Below are 24,551 nucleotides of genomic sequence, written 5' to 3' on the forward strand. Positions count from 1 at the left end.
TGTAGCTCTGTAGCTTAAGTGTGCTTATTGGAAAACAACACACTTATTGCCACGCACAATAACTCGGTCATCTAAATGATAGCGCAAGGCTCTGGATAGCACCGAACTTTCTACGTCCTTACCCAGACGCACCAAGTCTTCTTTAGAGCAGCTGTGATTTACCCGTATCACATCTTGCTCAATGATAGGGCCTTCATCCAAATCTTCGGTGACGTAGTGGCTAGTCGCGCCTATTAACTTAACACCGCGCTCATAGGCTTTTTGGTAAGGGTTGGCGCCTATAAATGAAGGCAGGAAGCTGTGATGGATATTAATCAAGCGGCCGGCAAATTTTCTACATAGCTCTGGCGGGATAATTTGCATATATCTGGCCAGCACCACAGTATCGGCATTGTGACGCCCGATGATTTCATTCATCTGTTTAAACGCTTCGGCCTTGTTGTCTTTGTTAACCGGCAAGTAATGAAACGGTATACCGTGCCACTCAACCATACTGCGCAGGTTTTCGTGATTAGACACCACACAGGGAATCTCACAGTTCAGCTCATTACTATGCCAGCGGTATAAAAGATCAGCCAAACAGTGTGAGGCGTGGCTAGCCAAAAGCACCACTTTTTGTTTCTCGTTAGAGCCACGCACAGTCCATATCATGTCGAACTTATCGGCAACCGCCTGAAACTGCTTGCGAAACTCTGCAATACTAATCGATAGTGAGTCAGCGTTAATGACATTACGCATGTAAAACCAAGCACCCGGCACATCGGTATAGTGGTTAGACTCAACAAAAGAGCCATCGTGCTCGGCAACAAATTTACTGACTTCGGCAACGATACCCACCGCATCGGGGCAAGATATAACCAGGCAATAGGTTTGGGCCTGTTCGGTATCACTCATAACTACGACTCTCTTTCTCAGGTTTCGATTGGGTAAATCATCACATCTATCTTTAGCAGCCCACTCTCTTTTAAAAAGCGCACAGCCAAGACGATAACTAATGTCACAAACACGTATAGCTCTATACCTTAGGGCAAGCTGACTCTGATAGGTTTAACGCTTACAGCATAGCTTATTAACTGCGGCCCAGCGGCTGACGGTGGGCGCCGCAGGTAACGGTATACCAAGCACTGCAAGCATAGCGAGAAAATAACTAGCATTGCGTTATCAGAGCTGCTTTACTTTGGCTGATTATACGGATATTTAATTGACTAAACAGGCGTATAAAATACTTATTCCTCAAGGAAACAATCACAGCGAGCCCCCACTATGTCCAGCAGCAAAACCCATGTCGGTGCAGCCATACAAAGCGAACGCAAACGCCTGCTTATTGAAGCCACCCTCAGCGCCATCTCTGAGTTTGGGCTATCGCAACTAACCCTAGCCAAAATTGCCGCCGGTGCCGGCTTAACCGCAGGCTCAGTCAATTTTCATTTTGCCAGCAAAGAAGCCCTATTATTGGAAACGCTGCAATCTGTAGCCGAAGAATTAGATCAAAATATTAGCACTGCCCTCCATAAAGCCGGCACCGACCCCGGCAAACGCCTGCTGGCCATTATCAACGCTCAACTAGACCCCGAAATTACCGAGCACCGCAAAGTGGCGGTATGGAATGCTTTTTCAGCTGAACGCTGGGCTAGGGAGGATTACAAACGTATCTGCGGTAGTCGCGACAGTAATAACTTTGAGCTAGTACTCAACCTCTGTACTGAAATTATTCAGCGTGCCGACAAACAACAAGTGATGAACGCCCGCGCTATAGCCAGCGGCATACAAGGCATTATCGATGACACTTGGCACGACATACTCTACGCCGGTGAAGATTTTGACCGCGAGCAAGCCATGACCTTATGCCACGCATTTTTAGCCAGTGTATTCCCTTGGCGCTTTACCATGCCCGCCCAACCCAGTGCTAAAAACCCACAACTCTCTACCGCCGACAACAGCCTAACAGTGCTTAAAGCAGGGCCTAAACAGCTAGCCGACGCCGCCCATCTCTTTGACCTATACCGACAGTTTTACCGCGAACGCAGTAATATCAAATTGGCTACCGACTATCTTAAAAGTCATATAGACAATAACAGCTCCACTATTTTTATTGCCTATACCAGCGACGGCACTGCAGTGGGGTTTACCCAGCTCTATCGCAGTTATTGCTCACTAGAGGCCGCATCTATTTTTGTTTTATACGATTTATATGTGGACAGCAGCGCCAGAAAATTAGGGGTAGCCAGAACCTTAATGAACCACGCCAAAGCCTACGCCAAAGAATGCAAAGCCCAGCGTATAGATTTAGAAACAGCGGTAGATAATTACCCTGCCCAAGCCCTATATGCAGATCTGGGTTATCAAAAAGAAGAACAATATTTTAAATATTCATTAGAATTATAAGTTCAAAAACTACTGATATAAAAAAGCTGACACACATAGGTGTGTCAGCTTTTTTTCGTGCCATTTACTTAAGTATCCAACAAGCCATAAACACCCAGTGAGTATGAGCGACGCTGCTGCTCACCTAATAGCGAAGACTGACGTATAGCCTTACCAAAACTCACATCCTCTGTTAAATAACGGCTATTACCGGTACCGGTATCAAAACCCACCATACCGGGGTCAGATAAATAATAGGCAATCACATCGCCTTGCTGCACCCCCACGCTTACGGAAAAGCTTACTTTTTGCAGGCCGGCGTCTTTAATCACTAGGGTTTGACTTTCCCATACCACCACTAAACTATCTTCAACTCTACGCATGACTTTCACCCGTAAATTGCCCGAGCGTATAAAATGTCCGCCTACACTAGTCAGCGAACCATCTTTGGGTACGGCATTGGCTAAGTCCACGACTAATAAAGGTTGCTCATCTATAGCGGTGCGCTCAACCAACTCACCGCCTATATAGTCCAGCAAATTACCCTCTAGCAAAAAGCTTTTTAAGGCATCAACTTGCTGCTGCACAAACTGGCGCACCTGACCGCGCAATTGGGTAGAGGTCACTACCCGCGAGTTTTTCTCACCGCTTAACACGCCTATCACCCTGTCGCGCTCGGCCATCTCACGCTGTAAATTTGCCTCATCGGATTTCAGCTGGGTGATATAGGAATTAGCTTCCTCTAATTGATTTTGCAAACCAGTTTTTTCATTTTGTAACTGCTGTATATCCGGCGGGGTTTGACAGGCCGCCAGCAATGAGGCCATAGCCACCATTATCACTTTTTTATTCATCTCTATACCCTTATGGCTTAATCACAAATGATTGACTGTAAATATTTTTATTAGCTAATAAAATTTCTAAGCGATAACCGCCAGCTTTAAACCCTTCTACCGGCCGCTTAATTTTAAAAAAGTTGTTGCCTGCCTGGCCACTAACAATAACCGGCACCGCGGCAATTTGTACGGTTTGCTCACCGTCGTATAGGGTAGCCTGTAACACCGTGGTGCTGTCAGCAAAATTATTGTAACTAAAGCCTATATGTAACACCCTACTAGCTTTAAATTGTTCGGGCAGATTTTGCGCTAAATCAGTAATAGGCTCGCCACTTAACTTTAGCCGCTCTATTACCGGTTGCAGGGCATCAATTTCGGCCTGACTGGCTTGTAACAACGTATTAGCCGGCAACAAATCCAAAGCGGGGGAGAGAACCTGCTGCGCCAAGTCTAACTCGCGCCGCCTAATATGCCCCTGCACCTGCTGATTTAATTGCTCAGTAAACCCCTGCAGTTGTGCCCGAGCCTGGCTATTGCCGGGCGCTATAGCCAACACCTCTTGCAAGGTTTGCACGGCGGTGATGTGGCCGCCAAAAATCGCCCCCTGTTGCGCCAATTGCTCAGCCTCCACCAACAAGGTTGTTATTTTTTGCTGCTTAGCTTGCGCTGCTTGCACTTGGCTTTGTAGTTGTTTTAGCTCACTGTGCGCGGCATTAACACTCAAACCTTTGGCGATAAAACTTAAAGCACTTTGATAACGGCCCTGCTGGTTGGCGGCTAGGGCTTTTTGATAATAGGCCTGAGTAATACGCTGCAAACCGTCACGGGCTTTAGCATTGTCGGCATCCACCGCCAACACGGCATCATAATACACCTTGGCATTCTGCTCTGGCGGGCTTAACCACTGCTCTTGCGCAAATAATTGTTCAGCCTGCGCTAATTGCTGCTGCAGTGTCTGCTGATCACTGAGCTTACTGCGCAGGCGCTGATAGCGCTTGTTGTTTTCTAAATCGGGGAAATAAGCCAACGCCCCCACCAGTGTAGCCTCCGTCACCGCCAGTTGCTCATCAGTACTGTTTTGCTGATCTAAGGCGGCAGCGACATTTTCCAACAACTCACTTTCTAGCGTCGCCAAGCCTTGGCTGGCGCCGGCATGCCCTGGCTGTTCGGCCAATAGGTTTTGATAAGCGGCGATTAAGGCCGGCAGCTGCTCAAGGTCTACCGCATAGGCCTGTTCTAATTCAGCCACCTGCTGCGCTAATGTCGGCTGGATAGGTTCGGCCGCCGATGCTATCTCTGTTTCTGACCCTGTCGCTTGTGATGCAGTTTGGGTGTCAGGCGCAAGGGCTTGCTGAGTCTCGTCCGCACCCACTGCGAGTGGATCACTGCCAGTAATCGGCTCAACAACAACTTGCTCTGCCACTGGCTCAATCGCGGGCGTTAATAATTGCTCTAAAGTCAGCTTAGGTTTTTCTACCAAGCCCAATCGTTCTAGGGCCACTTGCTGAGCCGCCGCACTGGGGGGAAGCTGTAGGCCAAACAGAAAATAATAAGCGCCAGCCAAGGCCGCCACTAACAGCACCGGCAATAACCATAGCACTGAGGGCCCGGTAGCGGCGGCGGGAATTTGCTGGCTGGCTTGGGCGCGCAACACGGTGTCATTATGGTTGCCGCTAAAGGCCATAGAGGCTGCTTTTTTGGTCGCAGCGTTATTAAAATATTGTTTGCGGGATTTATCGATCACCGCACCCGACATGCGCGCTAAGTCTGCCACTAATTCCGCGCCGCGCTGGTAGCGCTGCTCCCTATTCTTAGCTAGAAGCTTGTTGAGTATAGGCTGGAACACGGCCAGCCGTATGGGCAGCTCGGGCACGGGCTCTGAAATATGTTTTATGCCTATGGTCACCGCTGAGTCGCCGTCGTAGGGCACGGTGCCCAGCAGCATTTTATAAAACACTATGCCTAGGCTATATAAATCAGCGCGGCCATCCACCTTTTGCCCACGCGCCTGCTCGGGGCTCATATAATAGGGCGTACCTAAAGCCATACCAGTTTGGGTGAGGCCGCTGGCTACATCGTCGGCCTTGGCTATACCAAAGTCCATCAGCACGGCGCGGCCGCTCTCTGCGTGCAGCATGATATTTTCGGGTTTGACATCGCGGTGTACATAGCCTTTTTGACCGGCAAAATCTAACGCCGAACCTATCTCACGTAGCACCCGTAAAATGTCATCGCCACTGAGCTCAGCCAAGCAATTCTTTAATTCGCGCCCCGGCACATACTCCATAGATAAATAGTGATGGCCCTTGTGTATACCGACATCGTGCACCGTGACTATATGCGGGTGGATTAAACGGCTCACCACTTTCGCCTCGTGAATAAAGCGCTCGCTAAAGTCGGCATCTTCCGACAGCGAGGCAGCCATCACCTTTAGCGCCACTTCGCGATCAAAGCTTTGCTGTATGGCTAGGTATACCGTCGCCATCCCCCCCTTACCTAAAGGGCGTATCAACTTATAGCCGGGTATTTCTATATCTATGGGATTAGCGGTTGATGTAGTGATGGTGGTGCCCCTGCACAGCAAACTTAAGTAGTTTAAGAATACGCTTAATAGAATAGCCTAAGTATTTATTTTATCGGCTTATTTATCCACAAATAGGTTTATCCACAAACTGGCCAGCTTGCCAAGCAGGGGCAGATCGTAGACATAAAAAAACCCGCCTTAGCGGGCTTTTTAACAATAGCGTACTTATTCGGTAACACCGTGCTTAGTGGCCGATTCGTCGACTAGGGTTTTTAGCTCGCCCTTATCAAACATATCACAAACAATATCGCAGCCACCGATTAGCTCGCCATCTACCCATAATTGTGGGAAGGTCGGCCAGTTAGCGTAGGCGGGTAAATGCGCACGCACATCGGGGTTGCTTAATATATCCACAAAAGCAAAACGCTGGCCGCAAGACATTAACGCCTGCACGGTACGCGCCGAAAAACCACACTGTGGCTGATTGGGCGAGCCCTTCATGTATAAAAGAATAGGGTTGCTTTCGATTTGTTCTTTCAGAGTTTCTGTGATGTCCATTACTATACCTTTACCTAAAACTGACAATACCACGGCCACCCCCAACGGAATGACTACGCGTAAAGATAGGCATTATACCCTGTATTTAGCCGCGATGCGCTCCCCCTTATCACCTCCTGTTGAGGCCATTGCCAAGCCGATGCAATGGCTATATGATGCTTGCTTATCTAGGCAGCTTTCGCTGCCTTTTTGCGTTTTTACGGGCCTACCATTAGTTAGTGACTAACAGTCAGTCGTTAATACAGTACAGTAGCTAAATAGCCCGGTTATTTTTAGGATTTCGCATGACCGCCATCATGAACACCTATGGCCGCCTGCCAGTGACTTTCAGCCACGGCAAAGGCGTGTTTTTATATGATACCGACAATAAGGCCTACCTCGATGCCATTAGCGGCATAGGGGTTAATGCCCTAGGCCACTGCCACCCGGCGGTTAGCGAGGCCATCAAGCAGCAGGCCGACACACTCATACACACCTCCAACTTATACGGCATCGCCAAGCAGCAAGCCTTGGCCGAATTACTCTGTGACGTATCTGGCATGGACAATGTGTTTTTTGCCAACTCCGGTGCCGAAGCCAATGAAGCGGCAATTAAAATTGCCCGCCTACACGGCCACCAGCAAGGTATAAACTCGCCACAGATTATCGTGATGGACAACGCCTTTCACGGCCGCACTATGGCCACCCTCACCGCCACCGGTAATGCCAAGGTGCAAGAGGGCTTTGCCCCGCTGCTAGCGGGCTTTATCCGGGTGCCCTTTGGCGACTTAACCGCCATACAGGCCCACAGCAATAATAGTGACGTGGTCGCCGTGCTAATGGAGCCCATACAGGGCGAAGGCGGCTTGCATGTGTTAGCTGATGGCTACTTGGCCGAGCTGCGCACAGTGTGCGATAACAACAACTGGCTGATGATGCTAGACGAAGTGCAAACCGGCAACGGCCGCACCGGCCGCTATTTTGCCTACCAGCACGACGGCATTTTACCCGACGTGGTCACCACCGCTAAAGGCCTGGGTAACGGCGCCCCTATAGGTGCCTGCTTGGCACAGGGTAAAGCGGCGCAGGTATTGGCCCCCGGCAACCACGGCTCCACCTACGGCGGCAACCCGCTGAGCTGTGCTGCAGCCTTGGCCGTAATCAACACCATACAAAGCCAGCAACTGTGCGCCAACGCCACCACCATAGGCCAGTACATACGTGAGGGTATTAGCCAACAGCTAGCCGACTCACCCCATCTCAAAGAGGTGCGCGGCAAAGGCTTAATGATAGGCATAGAACTGCACAGCCCCTGTACCGAGCTGGTACACCGTGCCCGCGAACGCGGCGTGTTAATTAATGTCACCGCTGGCAGCGTCATACGGCTGCTGCCACCCCTGATTACCAGCCAACAAGACGCCGACACCATCATCAACACAGTTGCTGATATTGTTAATGATTTTCAGCCCCAAAACAGTTAACGGGAAGCTAACGTCACCATGACTACCAGACACTTTCTCACCCTACTCGATTTAAGCCCCAGTGAGCTTAACGCCCTGATTGCCCGCGCCATAGAAATGAAAGCGCAACTGCGCGGTGACGGCCACGGCCGCCCCTTTATAGGCAAGGTACTGGGGATGGTTTTTGAAAAATCCTCTACCCGCACCCGGGTATCTTTTGAGGCCGGCATGTCACAACTGGGCGGCCATGCCATGTTTTTATCGCCCCGCGATACCCAACTAGGTCGCGGCGAGCCTATAGAAGACAGCGCTAGAGTACTGTCCTCTATGGTAGACATTATTATGATACGCACCTTTGCCCATGAAACCGTGCAGACCTTTGCCCAGCACTCTTCGGTGCCTGTTATCAATGCCCTCACCGATGACTACCATCCCTGCCAACTGCTGGCCGATGTGCAAACCTTTGTCGAAAAACGCGGCAGCATACAGGGCAAAACCGTGACTTGGGTGGGCGATGGCAACAATATGTGCCACTCCTATATCAACGCCGCCCGTCAGTTTGATTTTGAACTGCGCATAGCCTGCCCCAAAGGCTTCGACCCCCATAGCGAATTAATGGCCGCCAATAAAGATCGCGTCAGCCTATTCCGCAGCCCGACAGAGGCCGCTAAAGGCTCTGACCTAATCGTCACCGACGTATGGGCCTCTATGGGCCAGGAAGCCGAACAAAAAGAACGCGAAAAGCAATTTGCTGGCTTTCAAGTCAACGGCGAGCTCATGAGCCACGCCCACAGCGACGCCCTCTATATGCACTGCCTACCCGCCCACCGCGGCGAGGAAATTAGCGCCGAGCTGATGGACAGCCCCGACACGGTGATTTGGCAAGAGGCAGAAAACCGCCTGCACGCCCAAAAAGCCTTAATGGAATTGCTGCTCAACAGCTAAAACCCACCGTTTTAACACCGGCAGCTATAGCGGCAACACAGCGCCGCTATAGCTGCCAGCTGCTTAATTAAACACACTATTAAACAGCGCCTGCCATCAACCCCAGCCACGGCAATTACGGTCAAAATACACACAAAAATCAAAAGGCATACATAGGTATTTTTATATGCCGAAAAAGTTTATCTTAATAAAACATTCATCAAATCTGCTTGCAAAAACGCTACTGTTCTCAGCCACTAGCTTTGCAGGTTAGCAACTGCCGACCTGCCCACTTACCCACATTTTATCCACAGCTTGCTAGCCACTTATACAACTTGCAAAACACCTCAAACCGCATTATCTTGTGTGCAGTTTCTTAAACACCCCTATATATGGGGAATAAAAAAAGAATCGCTGTAGGGCATTAAGTCGCCAACCCCTTATTAGTAAGCACTTACTAAGCGATCTAGATGGAGAACAAAAGGGGGTATACAGCAAAACCTAAATAGACCTTGCGCATTTGTCGCCAGCAGCAACATAAACCCTGTTGCTGTGGCAGCATCCGCTGTGAGACTGGCCACTAGCGATAGGCTTAGGCAGCAGCAATACCAACAACCTATAAAACAGCATCCTTATTTGACCGATCGCCCGTGATCACACAGCTACGTTCCGGAGAACACATGCACACAGACGTTGAAACCAGCTCTACGAGCTCCACCTCACAACAACCCACAGCCACCAGCCAAGCAGAGCTTAATGCTACTGCCCCAGGCCAATTACGCGTTATCAAGCGTAATGGCACTGTTGTTGTGTATGACGAGTCAAAAATCAGCGTCGCTATCACCAAGGCCTTTTTAGCGGTAGAGGGCGGCACCGCCGCCGCGTCTAGCCGTATACACGAAACCGTGGCTAAACTGTCGCAACAAATTAGCGTTATCTTTAAACGTCGCATGCCCTCGGGCGGCACCATCCACATAGAAGATATACAAGATCAGGTTGAGCTAGCGCTAATGCGCAGCGGCGAGCAAAAAGTGGCCCGCGACTACGTACTCTACCGCGAAGAGCACGCCCGTCAACGCGCCGAGCAACAAAGCGACGATGAGCCCACCAAGGCCCACCCCAGCATACGCATTAAGCAAGCCGACGGTTCTTTAGCCCCTTTAGATTTAGGGCGCTTAGAAATTATTGTGACTGAAGCCTGTGCCGACTTAGCCGACGTCAGCGCCAGCGCCATTTTGAGCGAAGCCTTAAAAAACCTCTATGACGGTGTAGCCGCAGCCGAAGTGAATACCTCACTGGTAATGACGGCCCGCACCATGGTAGAAAAAGAGCCTAACTACACTTACGTAACCGCTCGCCTATTACTGGATAATTTGCGTTCCGAAGCCCTTAGCTTTTACGGCATAGCCGAGTCAGCTACGCAGGCCGAGATGGCCCAACTGTATGCACAAGTACTGCCCGCCTATATAGAAAAGGGCGTAGACCTAGAGCTACTCTCCCCCGGCCTAAAAGAGTATGACTTGGACGTGATAGGTGCCGCTCTAGACGCCAGCCGCGATCTACAGTTTAACTACCTTAGCTTGCAAACTTTATACGACCGCTACTTCATCCACAGCAACGAAGTGCGCATAGAGCTGCCACAAATCTTCTTTATGCGTGTAGCCATGGGCCTAGCGGCAGAAGAAGAAAACAAAAACGAACGCGCCATTGAGTTTTATAAACTCCTCAGCTCTTTCGATTATATGAGCTCTACCCCCACCCTATTTAACGCCGGCACCCTGCGCCCACAATTATCGTCTTGCTACTTAACAACGGTACCCGACGACTTGCACGGCATATACGGCGCCATACAAGATAACGCCATGCTCTCTAAATGGGCCGGCGGTTTAGGTAATGACTGGACCCCAGTACGCGCACTAGGTGCCTACATCAAGGGCACCAACGGTCGCTCACAGGGCGTAGTACCGTTCCTCAAAGTGGTTAACGACACCGCTGTAGCCGTAAACCAAGGCGGCAAGCGCAAAGGCGCGGTATGTGCTTATTTAGAAACCTGGCACATGGATATAGAAGAGTTTGTCGAGCTGCGTAAAAACACCGGTGACGACAGACGCCGCACCCATGACATGAACACCGCTAACTGGGTACCCGACTTATTTATGAAGCGCGTCTTCGACGACGGTAAGTGGACCCTGTTCTCACCTAATGACGTACCTGATTTGCATGATCTCTACGGCAAGGCCTTTGAAGATCGCTACACACAATACGAAACCATGTGCGATAACGGCGAGATCAAGTACTACAAAACCGTACGCGCCCAAGACTTATGGCGCAAGATGATAGGCATGCTGTTTGAAACTGGCCACCCTTGGATTACCTTTAAAGATCCTTGCAACCTGCGTTCACCGCAGCAGCACGTTGGTGTCGTTCACTCCTCTAACCTGTGTACTGAAATCACCCTTAACACCAGTGCCGATGAAATCGCGGTATGTAACCTGGGCTCAATTAACCTAGCGCAACACATAGGCCCCGACGGTTTAGACTTGGTCAAGTTAGAGCAAACCGTTAAAACGGCCGTACGCATGCTCGATAACGTGATAGATATTAACTACTACTCGGTACCGCAGGCGCGCACCTCTAACTTGCGTCACCGCCCAGTAGGTTTAGGTTTGATGGGTTTCCAAGATGCACTATACCTACAGCATATCCCCTACTCTTCAGAGCAGGCGGTAGACTTTGCCGACAGCTCTATGGAAGCCATTAGCTACTACGCCATTCAAGCCTCAGCTGATTTAGCGGAAGAGCGCGGCGCCTACCCTAGCTTTGAGGGTTCATTGTGGAGCCAGGGCAAGGTGCCTTACGACTCTATAGACCTGCTTTGTGATAACCGCGGCCACGACTATATAGAAGTCGACCGCTCTATCACCTTAGACTGGGACCACCTGCGCGAGCGCGTTAAAAAAGGCATACGCAACTCTAATATCATGGCCATAGCCCCTACCGCGACTATTGCCAATATTACCGGCGTTTCACAATCTATCGAACCGACTTACCAAAACCTTTATGTTAAGTCGAACTTGTCCGGTGAATTCACCGTGGTAAACCCACACCTAGTGCGCGATCTTAAAGCGCGTGACCTGTGGGATATGGTCATGGTTAACGACCTTAAATATTACGAGGGCTCGGTACAAGGCATTGATCGCGTCCCCGACGATATTAAAGCCCTATACGCCACCGCCTTTGAAGTAGAGCCACGCTGGTTAGTCGACGCCGCCAGCCGCAGACAAAAGTGGATAGATCAAGCGCAATCGCTCAACCTCTACATCGCTGGCGCCTCCGGTAAAAAGCTAGACGTCACCTATCGCATGGCATGGTACCGCGGTTTAAAAACCACTTACTATTTGCGCGCCTTAGCGGCAACCGGCACCGAGAAGTCAACCATAGAGACAGGTTCACTCAACAAAGTATCGTCACAAGCCGCTGCACCCGCAGGCCCCGCGCCGGTACCGCAAGCTTGCGCAATAGATGAGCCCGATTGCGAAGCCTGCCAGTAAACCGGCAAGCCATAACACACCACAAAGGCCTCAACGCGTAAACGCTGCGAGGCCACAACTAACACAGAGAGACAAAGAGAGAGACGTAATGCTGAATTGGGATGAATACGACGCTGACGAAGATCAAGCCAGCCCAGCGCCACAAGTTGTCGCCGCTGCCGCCGAACAGGCTGCGCCTATAGCCAGTGCCACTACTGCCAGCCCGGTACACGCTAACGATAGAGTTCAAAAAGCCAGAGACAATCTGCGGTCACTAGACGTAGCCGCAGGCTTAGAAGAATTAGAAATGGGCGCTGCCCGCTTGACCGTGGACGACAAAGCCATGATCAACTGCCGCGCCGATTTAAACCAATTAGTGCCTTTTAAATACGACTGGGCTTGGCAGAAATACTTGGATGGCTGTGCCAACCACTGGATGCCACAAGAAGTTAACATGACCGCCGACGTTGCCCTATGGCGCAACCCCAACGGCTTAACCGAAGATGAGCGTCGCATCGTCATGCGCTCACTAGGTTACTTCTCTACTGCCGACTCATTAGTCGCTAACAACTTGGTATTAGCGGTATACCGCCTAATCACCAACCCCGAGTGTCGCCAATACTTGTTGCGCCAAGCTTTTGAAGAAGCCATACACACCCACGCCTACCAATACTGCGTAGAGTCTTTAGCCATGGATGAAGGCGAGGTATTTAACATGTACCGCGAGCTGCCCTCTATCGCCAAAAAAGCCGCGTGGAGCTTGCGCCACACCCACTCACTCTCTGACCCCACATTTAATACTGGCACCCCAGAGAATGACCAAGAATTACTGCGCAACTTGGTTGGCTTTTATGCCGTCACCGAAGGCATCTTTTTCTACTGTGGTTTTACCCAAATACTCTCTATGGGTAGACGCAATAAAATGACCGGTATTGCCGAGCAATTCCAATACATATTGCGCGACGAGTCCATGCACCTGAACTTTGGCATAGACGTTATCAACCAAATCAAACTAGAAAACCCCCATTTATGGACCGCCGAATTCCAGGAAGAAATGACCCAAATGATCGTCGAGGGTGCCGAGTTGGAAATTGAATACGCCAAAGACTCTATGCCCAGAGGCGTATTAGGCATGAACGCCCCCATGATGGAAGAATACCTGCAATTTATTGCCAACCGCCGCCTCAACCAACTGGGCTTAGCCGAGCAATACCCTGGCGCAGCTAACCCCTTCCCTTGGATGAGTGAAATTATGGATTTGCGCAAAGAGAAAAACTTTTTTGAAACGCGCGTAATAGAATATCAAACCGGTGGTGCTTTAAGCTGGGAGTAATACCCCGGCTTAACCGCAATAGCAGGCAGTAAGAGGATAACAATAGCGCGCCGACAGGATTCGGCGCTGGCTTACACTCAAATAATTAAGGCCTAACTATGAACGAGCAAAAAAAAGTTCCCGTTGATACGGAAACCATTTTGATGACACTGGACCAGCTCAGCCAAACCATAGAGATCATGACCACCGTAGTCGGACGACTGCGACACTATGTCTGCGAACAGCAACAAGCCGCCCCCCACAACCTCCCCTCCAACTCAAAAAATACCAATCTCAAAGATATAGAAGAGAGCCTTAAACCCATATCGACAACCCTACATTAAAGACTTACGACTGTTATCAATAACGGTGACTACTCTAAAAAAACAGTGCTTGTTCGAATCTCAACCACAAACCTCTCTAAACCCTGCGGCCACAAAAGGAATCATTCGCTCGTAAGCCGAATCAAAGTCTGTTGATAAACATTTGCCCTGTGAAAGACGATCAATACGCCCTGTTTGCGCTAAGGTTAACGCCAAAGCACCCGACACATAGTTATAGCACCAGTGTATATCTTCTTCACTGGCTGTAGGAAACACCGCTTTAAGTGCATCTATAAATTCACCCACCCGCTTGTCAAAATCCTTGCCCATTAACTCCTTACTCCAAATAGGAGACGTCATGACATAAGCCAACAACGCAAGATAGTTTCTCCAGCCCGGATCACCGGTTTCTTGTGCCATTTTCAGCGGCAGTAAGAAAGCCCCTATAATTTGTTCTAAGGTCAGTTCACCATCCTTATTTAGGATATCCTGTAACACTTTACGGCGCGTATCACTCAATAACGCAGCTCTACGATCAAAAACCGCATGAAATAAATCTAACTTTTTACCAAAGTGATAATTCGCTAAGGCCACATCAACTTTCGCACTTTTGGCAATTTGCCTAATGGTCACGCCATCGTAACCGTGTTGCGAAAACAACTCTTCGGCGGAATCTAATATTCTTTCACTTTTATTAGATTCTGTTTTTTTCTTCATGATTTGTATACCTACAGATTTACCGTGCGGGGGGGGCAAGCTATGCCATTTCAGCGTAATAATGACAGGATTCAAGCTTTGCTTCAACGTGCGTTGAACACCTTCCTCGACTATGCCTAGCATCGAACACAATGTCTGCCATTGAATCACACAATAGATATAAGCATTAAAGCCTGACACTGCAACGAGTTATATCTAGTCACTCTTTGACGTTTGGGTTGGTGTTTAGATTGGTGTATGGATTGGTGTATAGATTGATATGTGGGGAAATTTTGCCTTACATGACAAGTGGCACCTTCAGCATGAGGCCGGATCAACTGACAGACTAACTTCAACACGCTGATTGTTGTCTTTAAAAAATCATACCGTCTTACCAAAGGTAATCATTGCCCTCTCACTTCATGGCTATGACGAAGTCTGTAGTATTTCGAAAGTGGCAGGCCCAGCTGGCGTGATTATTTACATAATTAACCGATAGCAGTGGGCATGACCAGTACGACAGGGTATCGAGAAGCTAACGCTTATACGGCTATATAGCCGCCATCCATCACTTGCAAGCTGCCGGTAACATTACTGGCATTCTCGCCAGCCAAAAACACTGCCATAGCGGCAATATCTTTAACATCGGTAAATTGCTTAGTCGGCTGTGAACCCAGCAACACATCTTCCATTACCTGCTGCTCAGTTAAACCCCTAGCTTTTGCTGTATCAGCAATTTGATTTTTAACCAATGGCGTCAATACATAACCGGGACAAATCGCATTGCAGGTTACGCCACTTTGGGCCGACTCTAGTGCAATGGTTTTAGTTAAACCTGCCACCCCATGTTTAGACGCCACATAGGCAGATTTATAGGGTGATGCCACTAACGCATGAATCGATGCAATATTAATAATACGACCAAAGCCACGCTCTTTCATGCCAGGCAATGCGGCTCTAACACTATGAAAAACACTGCTTAAATTTATCGCAATGATACGATCCCACTGCGCTTGGGAAAAATCTTCTATGGGCGAAACATGCTGTACACCAGCATTATTCACTAAAATATCAATACGCCCAAAGACCTCTTGTGCATAGAGCACCATCGCAAGTACATCTTCTGGTTTTGAAACATCCGCCGGATGGTGATAAACCTTTACGTGATACGATCCCGACAAACGCTTTTTTATGTTCGCAATATCATCACTATCACCAAAACCATTTAAGACTATGTGACATCCTTGCTCAGCCATGGCTTCTGCTACCGCTAAACCAATGCCACTGGTAGAACCGGTAATAAGGGCTATTCTTGACTGTAACATGCTAAGTACTCTTTGTTATTGATCATTATTTATTAAAAGCTGCATAAAAATTTAACTATAGCATCGATAGCTTCTGGCTCATCCAATGCAGGAGCATGCCCCACCCCTAACACCTCTACACTACGCATAGCAGGCATACTACTTTTCATTTCTTCAAAACAAGATTCCGATAACAAATCAGAAAGCTCTCCGCGTAAGACTAGCATAGGCATTGCTTTCAACGAATGAAACAGCGGCCATAAATTAGAAGGCACTGACGCGCTTTCTTCACTTTGAATAGTTGATGAAATAGCGGGGTCATAAGCGAGCACAGGGCGACCCTGTTCATTCTCGCGATATAATCGACGCGCCATTGTCATCCATTGCGAATCCGTATAGTGAGGAAAACAAATCGCATTTACATCACGAGTATCGGCAGCAGCGGCGGCCCAACTCTCCGCCTCAGACCTACCCCCAACATAATTTATGATGCGAGCTAAGCCACTCGTCGCAACCTCTGGGCCAATGTCATTAATAACTAAACCCTGAATACGTTCTGGCCGTTCTGCAGCCATTAACATAGCCATCAAACCGCCCATTGATGTACCAATTAACGCCACCTTGTCGATACTTAAGTGGTCAAGTAACTGCCACATATCCCTCACATAATACACAGGACTGTAACGTTGCGAGTCAGTTTCCCAATCAGACAAACCGCGACCGCGCTGATCAACCGTTATCACACGATAATTTTTTTGTAAGCTATCAACAATCGTTTCAAAATCAGCTGCATTTCGTGTTAACCCATGCATACATAAAATTGTTTTTATAGCATGAGGGTTAGCATAATCACGAGCATGTAAAGTAAGGCCATCATCTACCTTATAATAAATATCGGTATACTTTCCATCTACTGTCTTCTTCGAATCCATACCGGATTCCCCTATTTTTTTATACAACTGAAACGCATTAATACAATTTAACGCATATTACTGCAGGAGAAAAATATGATTAGAAGGGATGTTCCGCCCCTAGCGTAGGGGCGGAACTATTCTAACTTAGTAGCTAAAGCCAACGTTTAAGCTAACAGAGCGAGGGTTGCCATAGTAACCGATAATAACATCTTCGCCACCAAGACCACCGGGGATTGGAAAGTTATAACCGCCGGTACGATACTCTTCATCTGTTATATTTTTAGCGTGTAGGCCGACAGTCCAGTGCTCATCCATTGAATACCAAACAACACTTGCGTCGACCAAGGTGTAAGAATCTTCATCAATCGGTGACTCAACTACAAATATCTGCGTTTCATCACGATAAGATGCTGAGGTAGTCATAACCATGCTGCCCTTATTATCTAAATTTAGATTATAAGAGAAGCTAAGTCTTGCCACTTGGTCCGGGGTATCTGCAAAACTCCAACTATCGGCAAGATCTACAGTAGTGGGATTACCGAAAGAGTCCGGAACTTGCGTCAGCACTTCTTTATAATCAGCATCAACATAACCGTACATGAAGCTAGTCGATAAATTTTCGGTCAGCTGCGCCAAAACTTCCAGTTCAAAGCCCTGAATCTCTGACTCACCCGCATTTAACACAGAAGCCACATAGTTTGCGCCGCCGTTTGAGCTTTCCTGAATGGTTACCTGCATGTCGGTATAGTCAGAGTAAAACAGCGCCGCATTTAAGCGAATACGACCGTCCATTAACTCCGCTTTATAACCCAACTCAAATGTATCAACATATTCAGGGTCAAAACCATTCACTGTATTTGGGTTTGCCGCCGCATCACCGCGAATATCGAAGCCACCACTTTTGAAGCCCTGGCTAAACGAGGCATAAACCATTTCGTCTTCATTTAAGCGATATTTAGCACCGACTTTTGGCGTAAACTCACTCCAAGATTCATCGTTTGAATAATCAGTAGCTGGCGCGCCGATAACACTATTAGTGGTTCCGCCCGTAAAATCTGAACGTGTCTCAACGTCTAGGAATGCTTTATAAACGTCGGCGTCTTTTTCTTCTATAGTATAGCGAGCACCCAGTGTTAATGACCACGCGTCATTGAGTGTGAAATTTGAATTCACAAAAGCCGCGTAGCTAGTAGTGTCAACACTGCCTGCTGAGGTTGCCGAAAAATTACCCGCTGTGCCGAAAAAGGCATCAAAGCCACCTAGCAATACATCAAACGCACCTGAAGCGGTACCGGTGAAATAGTAAAGACCACCCACTACCTCTAACTTTTCACTGCTGTAGGCCAATTGAATTTCTTGTGAGGTTTGATCATCATTATAAACTGCAGGAACATGCGCAGAGGCAAAGGAGGTGTTATCAAAATCAATATTGGTTACTGTATCGCCTTCGCGATAAGCCGTTATAGACTTAAGTGCTAGATCACTATTAATGTGCCAGTTAACAATTACAGAGCCGCCGGAAGCAGTCACCTCATTGTCGGTAGACATATCGGCATTAGAATCAAACACATCCGAAGGGGCAGCTTCTCCAGGAAGGAAAACACTAGGGGTCAGACGATGACCGCCCTTGGCATTTGAATCATCTTGGGTGTCATCAATACTTACACGAATATCGATATCATCGTTGACTATATACTCTAGGTTGAAACGCGCTGCGAGCAGGTCTTTATTGTAGTTCTCATCACCACTTTGTAAAAACTCACCGTAGCCATCGCGGTCATACTTAGCAACAGTAAGCCCTACAAACAATTTGTCTTCGATGATGGGGTATTGGCCGGCAACTTTCACATCTTTTTGGCCGTATGAACCGACAGTAACTTCAGCACTCATTTCAGGCTGACCCGTCATACGCTTAGAGATGTAGTTAATTGCACCACCGATAGTATTCTTACCGAATAGCGTTCCCTGTGGGCCACGCAATACTTCGATACGCTCTACATCAAACACATCTAACACGCCACCTTGTGGACGCGCCATATAGATATCATCGATATACATACCAACACCTGGTTCAAAACCCCAAACAGGGTCAGCCTGGCCAATACCACGCACGAAAGCGGTTAATGTGGTATTGGTGCCGCGGCTAGCAGACAAGGTAACGTTTGGTACTGACTTTGCAATTTCTGTCATATCTTGAATGCCGGCATTGGTAAGTGCCGTCGCATCAAAGGCTGTTACTGCAAGAGGTACGTCTTGCAACATGGCTTCAGTTTTTTGCGAGGTAACAATGATTTCTTCAAGTAAGCGGATATTGCCTTCAGCAATTGCCGCTGAGCCACTAGTTAAAGCCGCTGCGATGGCAATGACTCGTGAAATATTTGATTTTGAGAACACCGTATTATTCATAATTATTATCCTGCTCTTCTTAAAATTTTAGGTATGTAGCGGCTTATCCCTGAATTAGCCTGAGACTTCAGCCACATCTTTCGAATCGAGATACGACTAAACCGCTACCACCATTAAAATTCATCAAGCGTTGAACTGTCAATGAATTTTTCAACACCCGATGAACTTTATTCATCAAACGTTGAAATAAAGCCTTTGAAGTGATGATTTTTACATTTTTTTCAGTAGCTTAGCGGCCTTATATAATATCGGAATAAGCGCCGACAGGATGATTGCATAAGTCGCCGATACCGCTGGGTTCTCAATACCCAGCCATAAAATACCAATAATATGCACACCTAAACCGGCTGCCGCAGCCCCCCAGGCCACCGCTATCGGTGGTGTTTTTTTCATTAAAGTCCCCATGACAATGGGAACCAGAGAAGCAGCGGCCAATCCATAAACGCCTTTTTGCGCAAACAGACCAACCAAGGCCGGTGGGTTTAATGCCACCACATAAGCGAGCAAACCAACCACCACCAGCACCACCCGAGACAACATGAGGCCCCCGCCCTGCTCAAAACCCTGCTTGCCACTAAACGGCAGGTACAGATCTTTAACGACCATTGCCGATACAGACACCAGAATACCGTCCAAGGTACTCATACCTGCCGCCAATAAAGTAATGGTGATAAACACGAGGGCATAAGGGCCCCAGCCATAGTCCATAAACTCGGTAGCGATATAATTCACTACCACCGCATCTTGCTGCTCTATATCCATGCCCTTCAAGCGCGCATAAAACCCCACAGAAAGCATCAGCATAAAACAGCTGCCTGCCAAAATGGTCGTGACTAAGAACTTATTCACATCACTATCACTTTTCAAATACAGCATTTTGGTCAGAATATGCGGCTGCATCATCAGGGCAAAGGTAATCACAAAACCACTAAAAAACACCGAGAAGAAATCATAGTAGAGGTTGCTATCGCGGTTAAACACGCTGCTGTAATTGTCGCCGATACTGGCCAGCGCCCCACTGATATCACCTTGAAAATAATGGTAGCCCTGCACAAAAATAAAAATCGACACACCTATCATCATCACACCCTGAAAGGTATTGGTATAGGCATGTGCATAGCTCCCTCCCATGAGTATGTAGGAGAAAACAAACAATAAAATTAGCGTTAAAGATAGCGTGTTTGATATTGGAAATAACTGGCTCAGCAATAAGCTACAGCCCACCAAAATGAGCACCACAAAAGCCACCGACAATAGGTTAATAATGGCAAAGAATGTACTCAAAGAACGGCTTTGGTAACGCTGGTAAATCCAGTCAGGGATGGTAATAGCCCCATTCTCTTCCCCTAACTGTCGAAAACGACGGGTGAGTAACAAGAAAGCAGTAATGATGCCGCCGCTACCCGCCACCGCATAGTGCATAAAAGCCGAAACACCATGGGTATAGACAAAACCAGGATTAATCACAAAGGTAGCCGTGGAAGATATTGACGCCGCCATGGTAACCCCCACAACCCACGGGCTCATATCCTTATTACCAATAGAAAAACCCTTAATATCATAGGTTTTACGCATACCTATCCACGATAACCACAGGGTTAGTAGCACATAAAAACCAACACAAATATATTTAAACAGCTCAGGGGACATGATTATCGCTCTCATTATAGTTTTGTATTTACACCTACTATTAAATTCAACAAGCGTTGAACTGTCAAGCACTGTGTTTTATTTTCAAACTATAGAATGATTATTTATTAAGTAATTGATCCAACTCGAAGCCAGCGAGCCGATAGTTTCTGTACGTTGCAGGCTGTTTTTATTTTTGACTTCTACAACAATTTAATGGCTAACAAGTTAGCAATAGCGCTATTGAGCGTATCATTCAACTAAGCAATGGCGCTGTGTCAGCTTATCAACTTGAGCGCTATGAAGCGCGTAGAGTGGAGCAAATTTTTATTTATTTTTTGATCACCGGCGGTCGTGATAGTCGCTGACTGGCCGCCTCTAACGAGACTATATTCAATGCCATGCCGTTATTACCCGATAGGCCAGCGACTGCCTTAACCATTGGAAAATCAGCCACAACCCTGTCGATATTTAGCTTGGTATCTATATTTGCTCCCACCGCTGCAGATAACCACATGGTTAACACGCCTTCGGCATTAACTGAACAAGATGGCTGTATCGGATTAATTTACTGCCGTATGGTTGCCAATAAGCGGGCCATGGTTACGATCGATACGCTTGTTGTGGTCAATGAAATAGGCGCCCAAGTAGCTGGCAAAGTTGATGCTATTAGCCGACACATAAGACCCTGAAGCGTCACTGCCGCCAGACCATGAATGATCAAGGTTGTTGAACCACAACATTGCAACGCGATTATCTGACCACAGAGTTTGATCGGCGGTATGACCTGCAGATTCGGTAAGGGTAATCGTGCCCGGGGCTTGTGTGGCGCCATACACGGCAGCATAGCCCTCGGCATTTTGCTGGTTGTAACACTTGGGCACCGTGGTGTCGCTGCTGCCATGGCCCACAACGGCAATTTGTGTTGCAAAGTAACTCTTGTTTGTTCCGGCATAAGCTTCGCAGCGTGATTTAAACGTTGCGGAGGTGACCGTCTCACAAGAGAAAGCGCCGCTGGCACTAGTGCCTATACTAGGGCCTGCACTGGGAGCTACAGCCGCAAACACATCAGGTGCAAGGCAGCCAGTTTGAGCGGCCATGATAGCACCGGATGAAAGGCCGCTAAGATACACTTGCTTAGGGTCGATATCACGGCTGCTGTCGCCACTCATAGTATTGGCGAGTGTTATTAGATTTTCATAGTCGGCCGATGTACGACTAACGGCACCGTGCCAATAAGACCAACAAGCATAACCGGCTTTGTTCATAGCATTGGGAACAGCGACAACCATACCGTGCTCTTCAGCTGCCAGTTCAAGGTTTGCCGTTAAAAAATTATCGATAGGCTGCACGCAGCCGTGCAGCACAATTAATAATGACTTGCCATTACCTACGGGGGAGCGTGTACCGGGGGTATAAATATGTACGCTGTTAAAGCCGCCAATAGAAACACCTTGCTGCCAGCTACCCGCATTACTGGTCATCGCTAGAGCACACATAACGAGAGCACTCATCAATATTATCAATCGTTTTAAGAGCATAGCGAGTACCTTTTTATACATTTACTATTATTGGCTCTGCTTTGCTAAAACATCGCACCACTACGAAATCCGCTTTTTATCATCCTGACCATTAACCCTCAGCAGCGTTTTATAAAAGACCTAACGAGGAGTTATTTTTACAAGCACACGCTAGGCTCGACTAGCCATGAGCTTGCCAAGCACAATAACTCAACAGTTGTTGAACTGTCAAATAACGTAGTCAAAACCACTATGCCAGAGAGGGAAGTTATAAAGTTTCGCATGAGGAATCTTTTGTGTTCTATGATCGAGTATAACGGGCTAAGCCATACTTTACGCATTTGCGATTTTAGGGGATGGCCTCATATAGGCTTAACATATAGCCTCTCCCACCAGCTATATCAAACGGCAGCTTTTGCAATCGCAATTGCATGCCATCAAAAGACGAATCTAACTAGCCACAGACAATTAATCATGGAGGCCGATGCACTTTTCAGCTTATAGTATTTTTCTGCTCACAAATATCATAAGCTCTATTACTTAAATCGCCGCTTAATTGTTGCCATCATTTCAATTCCAGCCGAAGACAAGACCGCGTCCTTTTTGGTAAGAATGCCTACACTCCTGGCAATTACAGGAGCGTGCAGTGGTCGACTAACCGCGCCGAAATCTTCCATTTGCTTGGCGCTAATTTGCGGGACTATGCTAACACCAAGCCCTTCACCAACCATCTTGCCAATAGTTGTTAATTGATGAGCCTCAAAATTTGCCGACAAGGGAAAACTAAGCTCTAATAATTTCTCATCGATTAGTTGCCTAATGCTCGACGGCCTTTGCAAGCATATAAAATTTGTACCCTGCAAGTCTTGCCAGTGAATTTTAGTTTTTTTTGCAAGTTTATGCTGCCTAGGCAAAACCACCACAAACTTATCTTCAAAAAGCGGGGTGAAATTCAACCCTGAACCATCATCTGGAGAGAAGCTTATCCCTAACTCTACGGATCCGCCTTTCACCATATCAACAACCGTCTCGGCAACGACATCATGAACCGTTACTTTTATTTTTGGACTCTGGCTACAAAAATCAACTAATATTTTAGCTAGCAAACTGTTAGCAAATGTAGGCATAACGCCTATATCGAGCTTGCCACGCTGCAATGAAAACAAACTTTTTACATCATCAACAGATGTTTCGATATCAGCCAACAAACGTTTGGCTATCGGAGAAAAGGCCTCCCCCTCAGGGGTAAGCCGAACCTTTCTAGTCGTGCGCAAAAATAGTTTTCCGCCTACCAACCCCTCTAAATTTTTAATACTACTGCTTAACGCAGGCTGCGACAGATTAAGTAAATCACAGGCTTCTGCGAAACTCCCTGTTTGAGCAATCGCGGTAAAGGCCTCTAAATGCTTAATGGTCACTTTCATATAAATTCTATCAGCAAGATGTATAAATCGACTTTGCCAATATATAAATTAAATCTATTAATAGCAAGAATAAATCAATTTGATTAATTTATTGTTATATCACATCCTGAATCCGTTGAATCCAATCAAGCACTTTAGGAGGCCCCATGGCAGGCTTTAATAAAATAGTAAACAGCTACCAAGAAGCACTTTCGGGGCTAGAAGACGGCATGACTATTGTCGCTGGCGGCTTTGGGCTTTGTGGCATCCCTGAAAACCTAATCAAAGAAATAAAACGAAAAGGCACTAAGGGGCTTACCGTCGCGTCCAACAACTGCGGCACTGATGAACACGGCCTAGGAATCTTACTAAAAGATAAGCAGATCAAAAAAATGATCGCATCTTACGTGGGTGAGAATGCCTTATTCGAAGCACAGCTAATGAAAGGCGAGCTTGAGGTCGACTTAACCCCGCAAGGTACTTTAGCTGAAAAAATGCGTGCTGGCGGAGCGGGTATCCCCGCGTTTTATACCGCGACAGGCTATGGAACCTTAGTGGGCGAGGGCAAGGAGGTTAGAGAATTTAATGGCAGAAACTATATATTAGAAGAATCTATACGTGGAGACTTCTCTATTGCCAAAGCATGGAAGGCCGACCCCTATGGCAATCTAGTGTTTAGAAAAACCGCCAGAAACTTTAACCCCATGGCCGTTACCGCAGGGAAAATAGCGGTTGTTGAAGTTGAAGAGCTGGTTGGTATAGGCGAATTAGATCCTGATGAAATTCATTTACCCGGTATTTATGTCCATCGATTAATTGTTGGTGAATTTGAAAAAGTTATCGAACAACGCACAGTTAGATCTGCTTAA

At 47.5% G+C, this 24,551-nt stretch carries 19 protein-coding genes; 7 read left to right on the forward strand and 12 right to left on the reverse strand.

Annotation, left to right across the window (positions count from 1 at the left end; genetic code table 11):
* Nucleotides 1-24: 24 nt before the first annotated feature.
* Nucleotides 25-894 (reverse strand): formyltetrahydrofolate deformylase, encoded by an 870-nt coding sequence (gene purU, locus B067_RS0115420; RefSeq protein ID WP_019530991.1) that lies wholly within the window; start codon nucleotides 892-894, stop codon nucleotides 25-27.
* Nucleotides 895-1,263: 369 nt separating this feature from the next.
* On the opposite strand from purU, the gene B067_RS21435 reads away from it, so the two are divergent.
* Nucleotides 1,264-2,385, forward strand: a complete 1,122-nt coding sequence (locus tag B067_RS21435) for a GNAT family N-acetyltransferase (RefSeq protein WP_019530992.1) — start codon at nucleotides 1,264-1,266, stop codon at nucleotides 2,383-2,385.
* A gap of 68 nt (nucleotides 2,386-2,453) precedes the next feature.
* Here the strand turns inward: B067_RS21435 and B067_RS0115430 are convergent, their stop codons facing one another.
* From B067_RS0115430 to grxD, 3 genes are all read right to left on the reverse strand, one after another.
* A complete protein-coding gene (locus tag B067_RS0115430) occupies nucleotides 2,454-3,218 on the reverse strand; it encodes a hypothetical protein (protein WP_019530993.1) in 765 nt (254 codons plus the stop codon).
* Between the two features lie 10 nt (nucleotides 3,219-3,228).
* Nucleotides 3,229-5,784 carry a serine/threonine-protein kinase gene (locus B067_RS21440; protein WP_019530994.1) on the reverse strand — a complete coding sequence of 852 codons (2,556 nt, stop codon included), beginning with the start codon at nucleotides 5,782-5,784 and terminating at the stop codon, nucleotides 3,229-3,231.
* A 165-nt stretch (nucleotides 5,785-5,949) separates the two neighbouring features.
* On the reverse strand, nucleotides 5,950-6,282 hold the full coding sequence (gene grxD, locus B067_RS0115440) for a Grx4 family monothiol glutaredoxin (RefSeq protein WP_019530995.1): 333 nt from the start codon (nucleotides 6,280-6,282) through the stop codon (nucleotides 5,950-5,952).
* 284 nt (nucleotides 6,283-6,566) lie between these two features.
* Here grxD and B067_RS0115450 point away from each other — a divergent pair, with 284 nt between their 5' ends.
* From B067_RS0115450 to B067_RS20705, 5 genes are all read left to right on the forward strand, one after another.
* Nucleotides 6,567-7,742 (forward strand): acetylornithine transaminase, encoded by a 1,176-nt coding sequence (locus B067_RS0115450; protein ID WP_019530997.1) that lies wholly within the window; start codon nucleotides 6,567-6,569, stop codon nucleotides 7,740-7,742.
* A gap of 18 nt (nucleotides 7,743-7,760) precedes the next feature.
* On the forward strand, nucleotides 7,761-8,666 hold the full coding sequence (argF, locus tag B067_RS0115455; protein ID WP_019530998.1) for an ornithine carbamoyltransferase: 906 nt from the start codon (nucleotides 7,761-7,763) through the stop codon (nucleotides 8,664-8,666).
* 659 nt (nucleotides 8,667-9,325) lie between these two features.
* A complete protein-coding gene (locus tag B067_RS0115460) occupies nucleotides 9,326-12,196 on the forward strand; it encodes a ribonucleoside-diphosphate reductase subunit alpha (protein WP_019530999.1) in 2,871 nt (956 codons plus the stop codon).
* Nucleotides 12,197-12,284: 88 nt separating this feature from the next.
* Nucleotides 12,285-13,508 (forward strand): ribonucleotide-diphosphate reductase subunit beta, encoded by a 1,224-nt coding sequence (locus tag B067_RS0115465; protein ID WP_019531000.1) that lies wholly within the window; start codon nucleotides 12,285-12,287, stop codon nucleotides 13,506-13,508.
* A gap of 98 nt (nucleotides 13,509-13,606) precedes the next feature.
* The gene (locus B067_RS20705; protein ID WP_019531001.1) at nucleotides 13,607-13,831 is read left to right on the forward strand and encodes a hypothetical protein; all 225 of its coding nucleotides are present in this window, start codon (nucleotides 13,607-13,609) and stop codon (nucleotides 13,829-13,831) included.
* A gap of 60 nt (nucleotides 13,832-13,891) precedes the next feature.
* On the opposite strand, the gene B067_RS0115475 is transcribed toward B067_RS20705, so the two are convergent.
* From B067_RS0115475 to B067_RS0115510, 8 genes are all read right to left on the reverse strand, one after another.
* Nucleotides 13,892-14,527: a TetR/AcrR family transcriptional regulator gene (locus B067_RS0115475; RefSeq protein WP_026244712.1), complete on the reverse strand. Its 636-nt coding sequence runs from the start codon at nucleotides 14,525-14,527 to the stop codon at nucleotides 13,892-13,894.
* 521 nt (nucleotides 14,528-15,048) lie between these two features.
* The gene (locus B067_RS0115480) at nucleotides 15,049-15,831 is read right to left on the reverse strand and encodes a 3-hydroxybutyrate dehydrogenase (protein ID WP_019531003.1); all 783 of its coding nucleotides are present in this window, start codon (nucleotides 15,829-15,831) and stop codon (nucleotides 15,049-15,051) included.
* A 32-nt stretch (nucleotides 15,832-15,863) separates the two neighbouring features.
* Nucleotides 15,864-16,742 (reverse strand): alpha/beta fold hydrolase, encoded by an 879-nt coding sequence (locus B067_RS0115485; protein ID WP_019531004.1) that lies wholly within the window; start codon nucleotides 16,740-16,742, stop codon nucleotides 15,864-15,866.
* Between the two features lie 126 nt (nucleotides 16,743-16,868).
* Entirely contained in the window at nucleotides 16,869-19,130 is a 2,262-nt protein-coding gene (locus B067_RS0115490; RefSeq protein ID WP_019531005.1) for a TonB-dependent receptor, read from the reverse strand.
* A gap of 210 nt (nucleotides 19,131-19,340) precedes the next feature.
* Nucleotides 19,341-20,780 carry a sodium:solute symporter family transporter gene (locus B067_RS0115495; RefSeq protein ID WP_019531006.1) on the reverse strand — a complete coding sequence of 480 codons (1,440 nt, stop codon included), beginning with the start codon at nucleotides 20,778-20,780 and terminating at the stop codon, nucleotides 19,341-19,343.
* 310 nt (nucleotides 20,781-21,090) lie between these two features.
* The gene (locus tag B067_RS0115500; protein WP_019531007.1) at nucleotides 21,091-21,276 is read right to left on the reverse strand and encodes a hypothetical protein; all 186 of its coding nucleotides are present in this window, start codon (nucleotides 21,274-21,276) and stop codon (nucleotides 21,091-21,093) included.
* A gap of 46 nt (nucleotides 21,277-21,322) precedes the next feature.
* A complete protein-coding gene (locus B067_RS0115505; protein ID WP_240472875.1) occupies nucleotides 21,323-22,273 on the reverse strand; it encodes an extracellular catalytic domain type 1 short-chain-length polyhydroxyalkanoate depolymerase in 951 nt (316 codons plus the stop codon).
* Nucleotides 22,274-22,815: 542 nt separating this feature from the next.
* The gene (locus B067_RS0115510; RefSeq protein WP_019531009.1) at nucleotides 22,816-23,703 is read right to left on the reverse strand and encodes a LysR family transcriptional regulator; all 888 of its coding nucleotides are present in this window, start codon (nucleotides 23,701-23,703) and stop codon (nucleotides 22,816-22,818) included.
* Between the two features lie 146 nt (nucleotides 23,704-23,849).
* Between B067_RS0115510 and B067_RS0115515 the strand changes: the two genes are divergently transcribed.
* Nucleotides 23,850-24,551, forward strand: a complete 702-nt coding sequence (locus B067_RS0115515) for a CoA transferase subunit A (RefSeq protein WP_019531010.1) — start codon at nucleotides 23,850-23,852, stop codon at nucleotides 24,549-24,551.

The sequence above is a fragment of the Dasania marina DSM 21967 genome, assembly GCF_000373485.1.
GTDB lineage: Bacteria > Pseudomonadota > Gammaproteobacteria > Pseudomonadales > Dasaniaceae > Dasania > Dasania marina.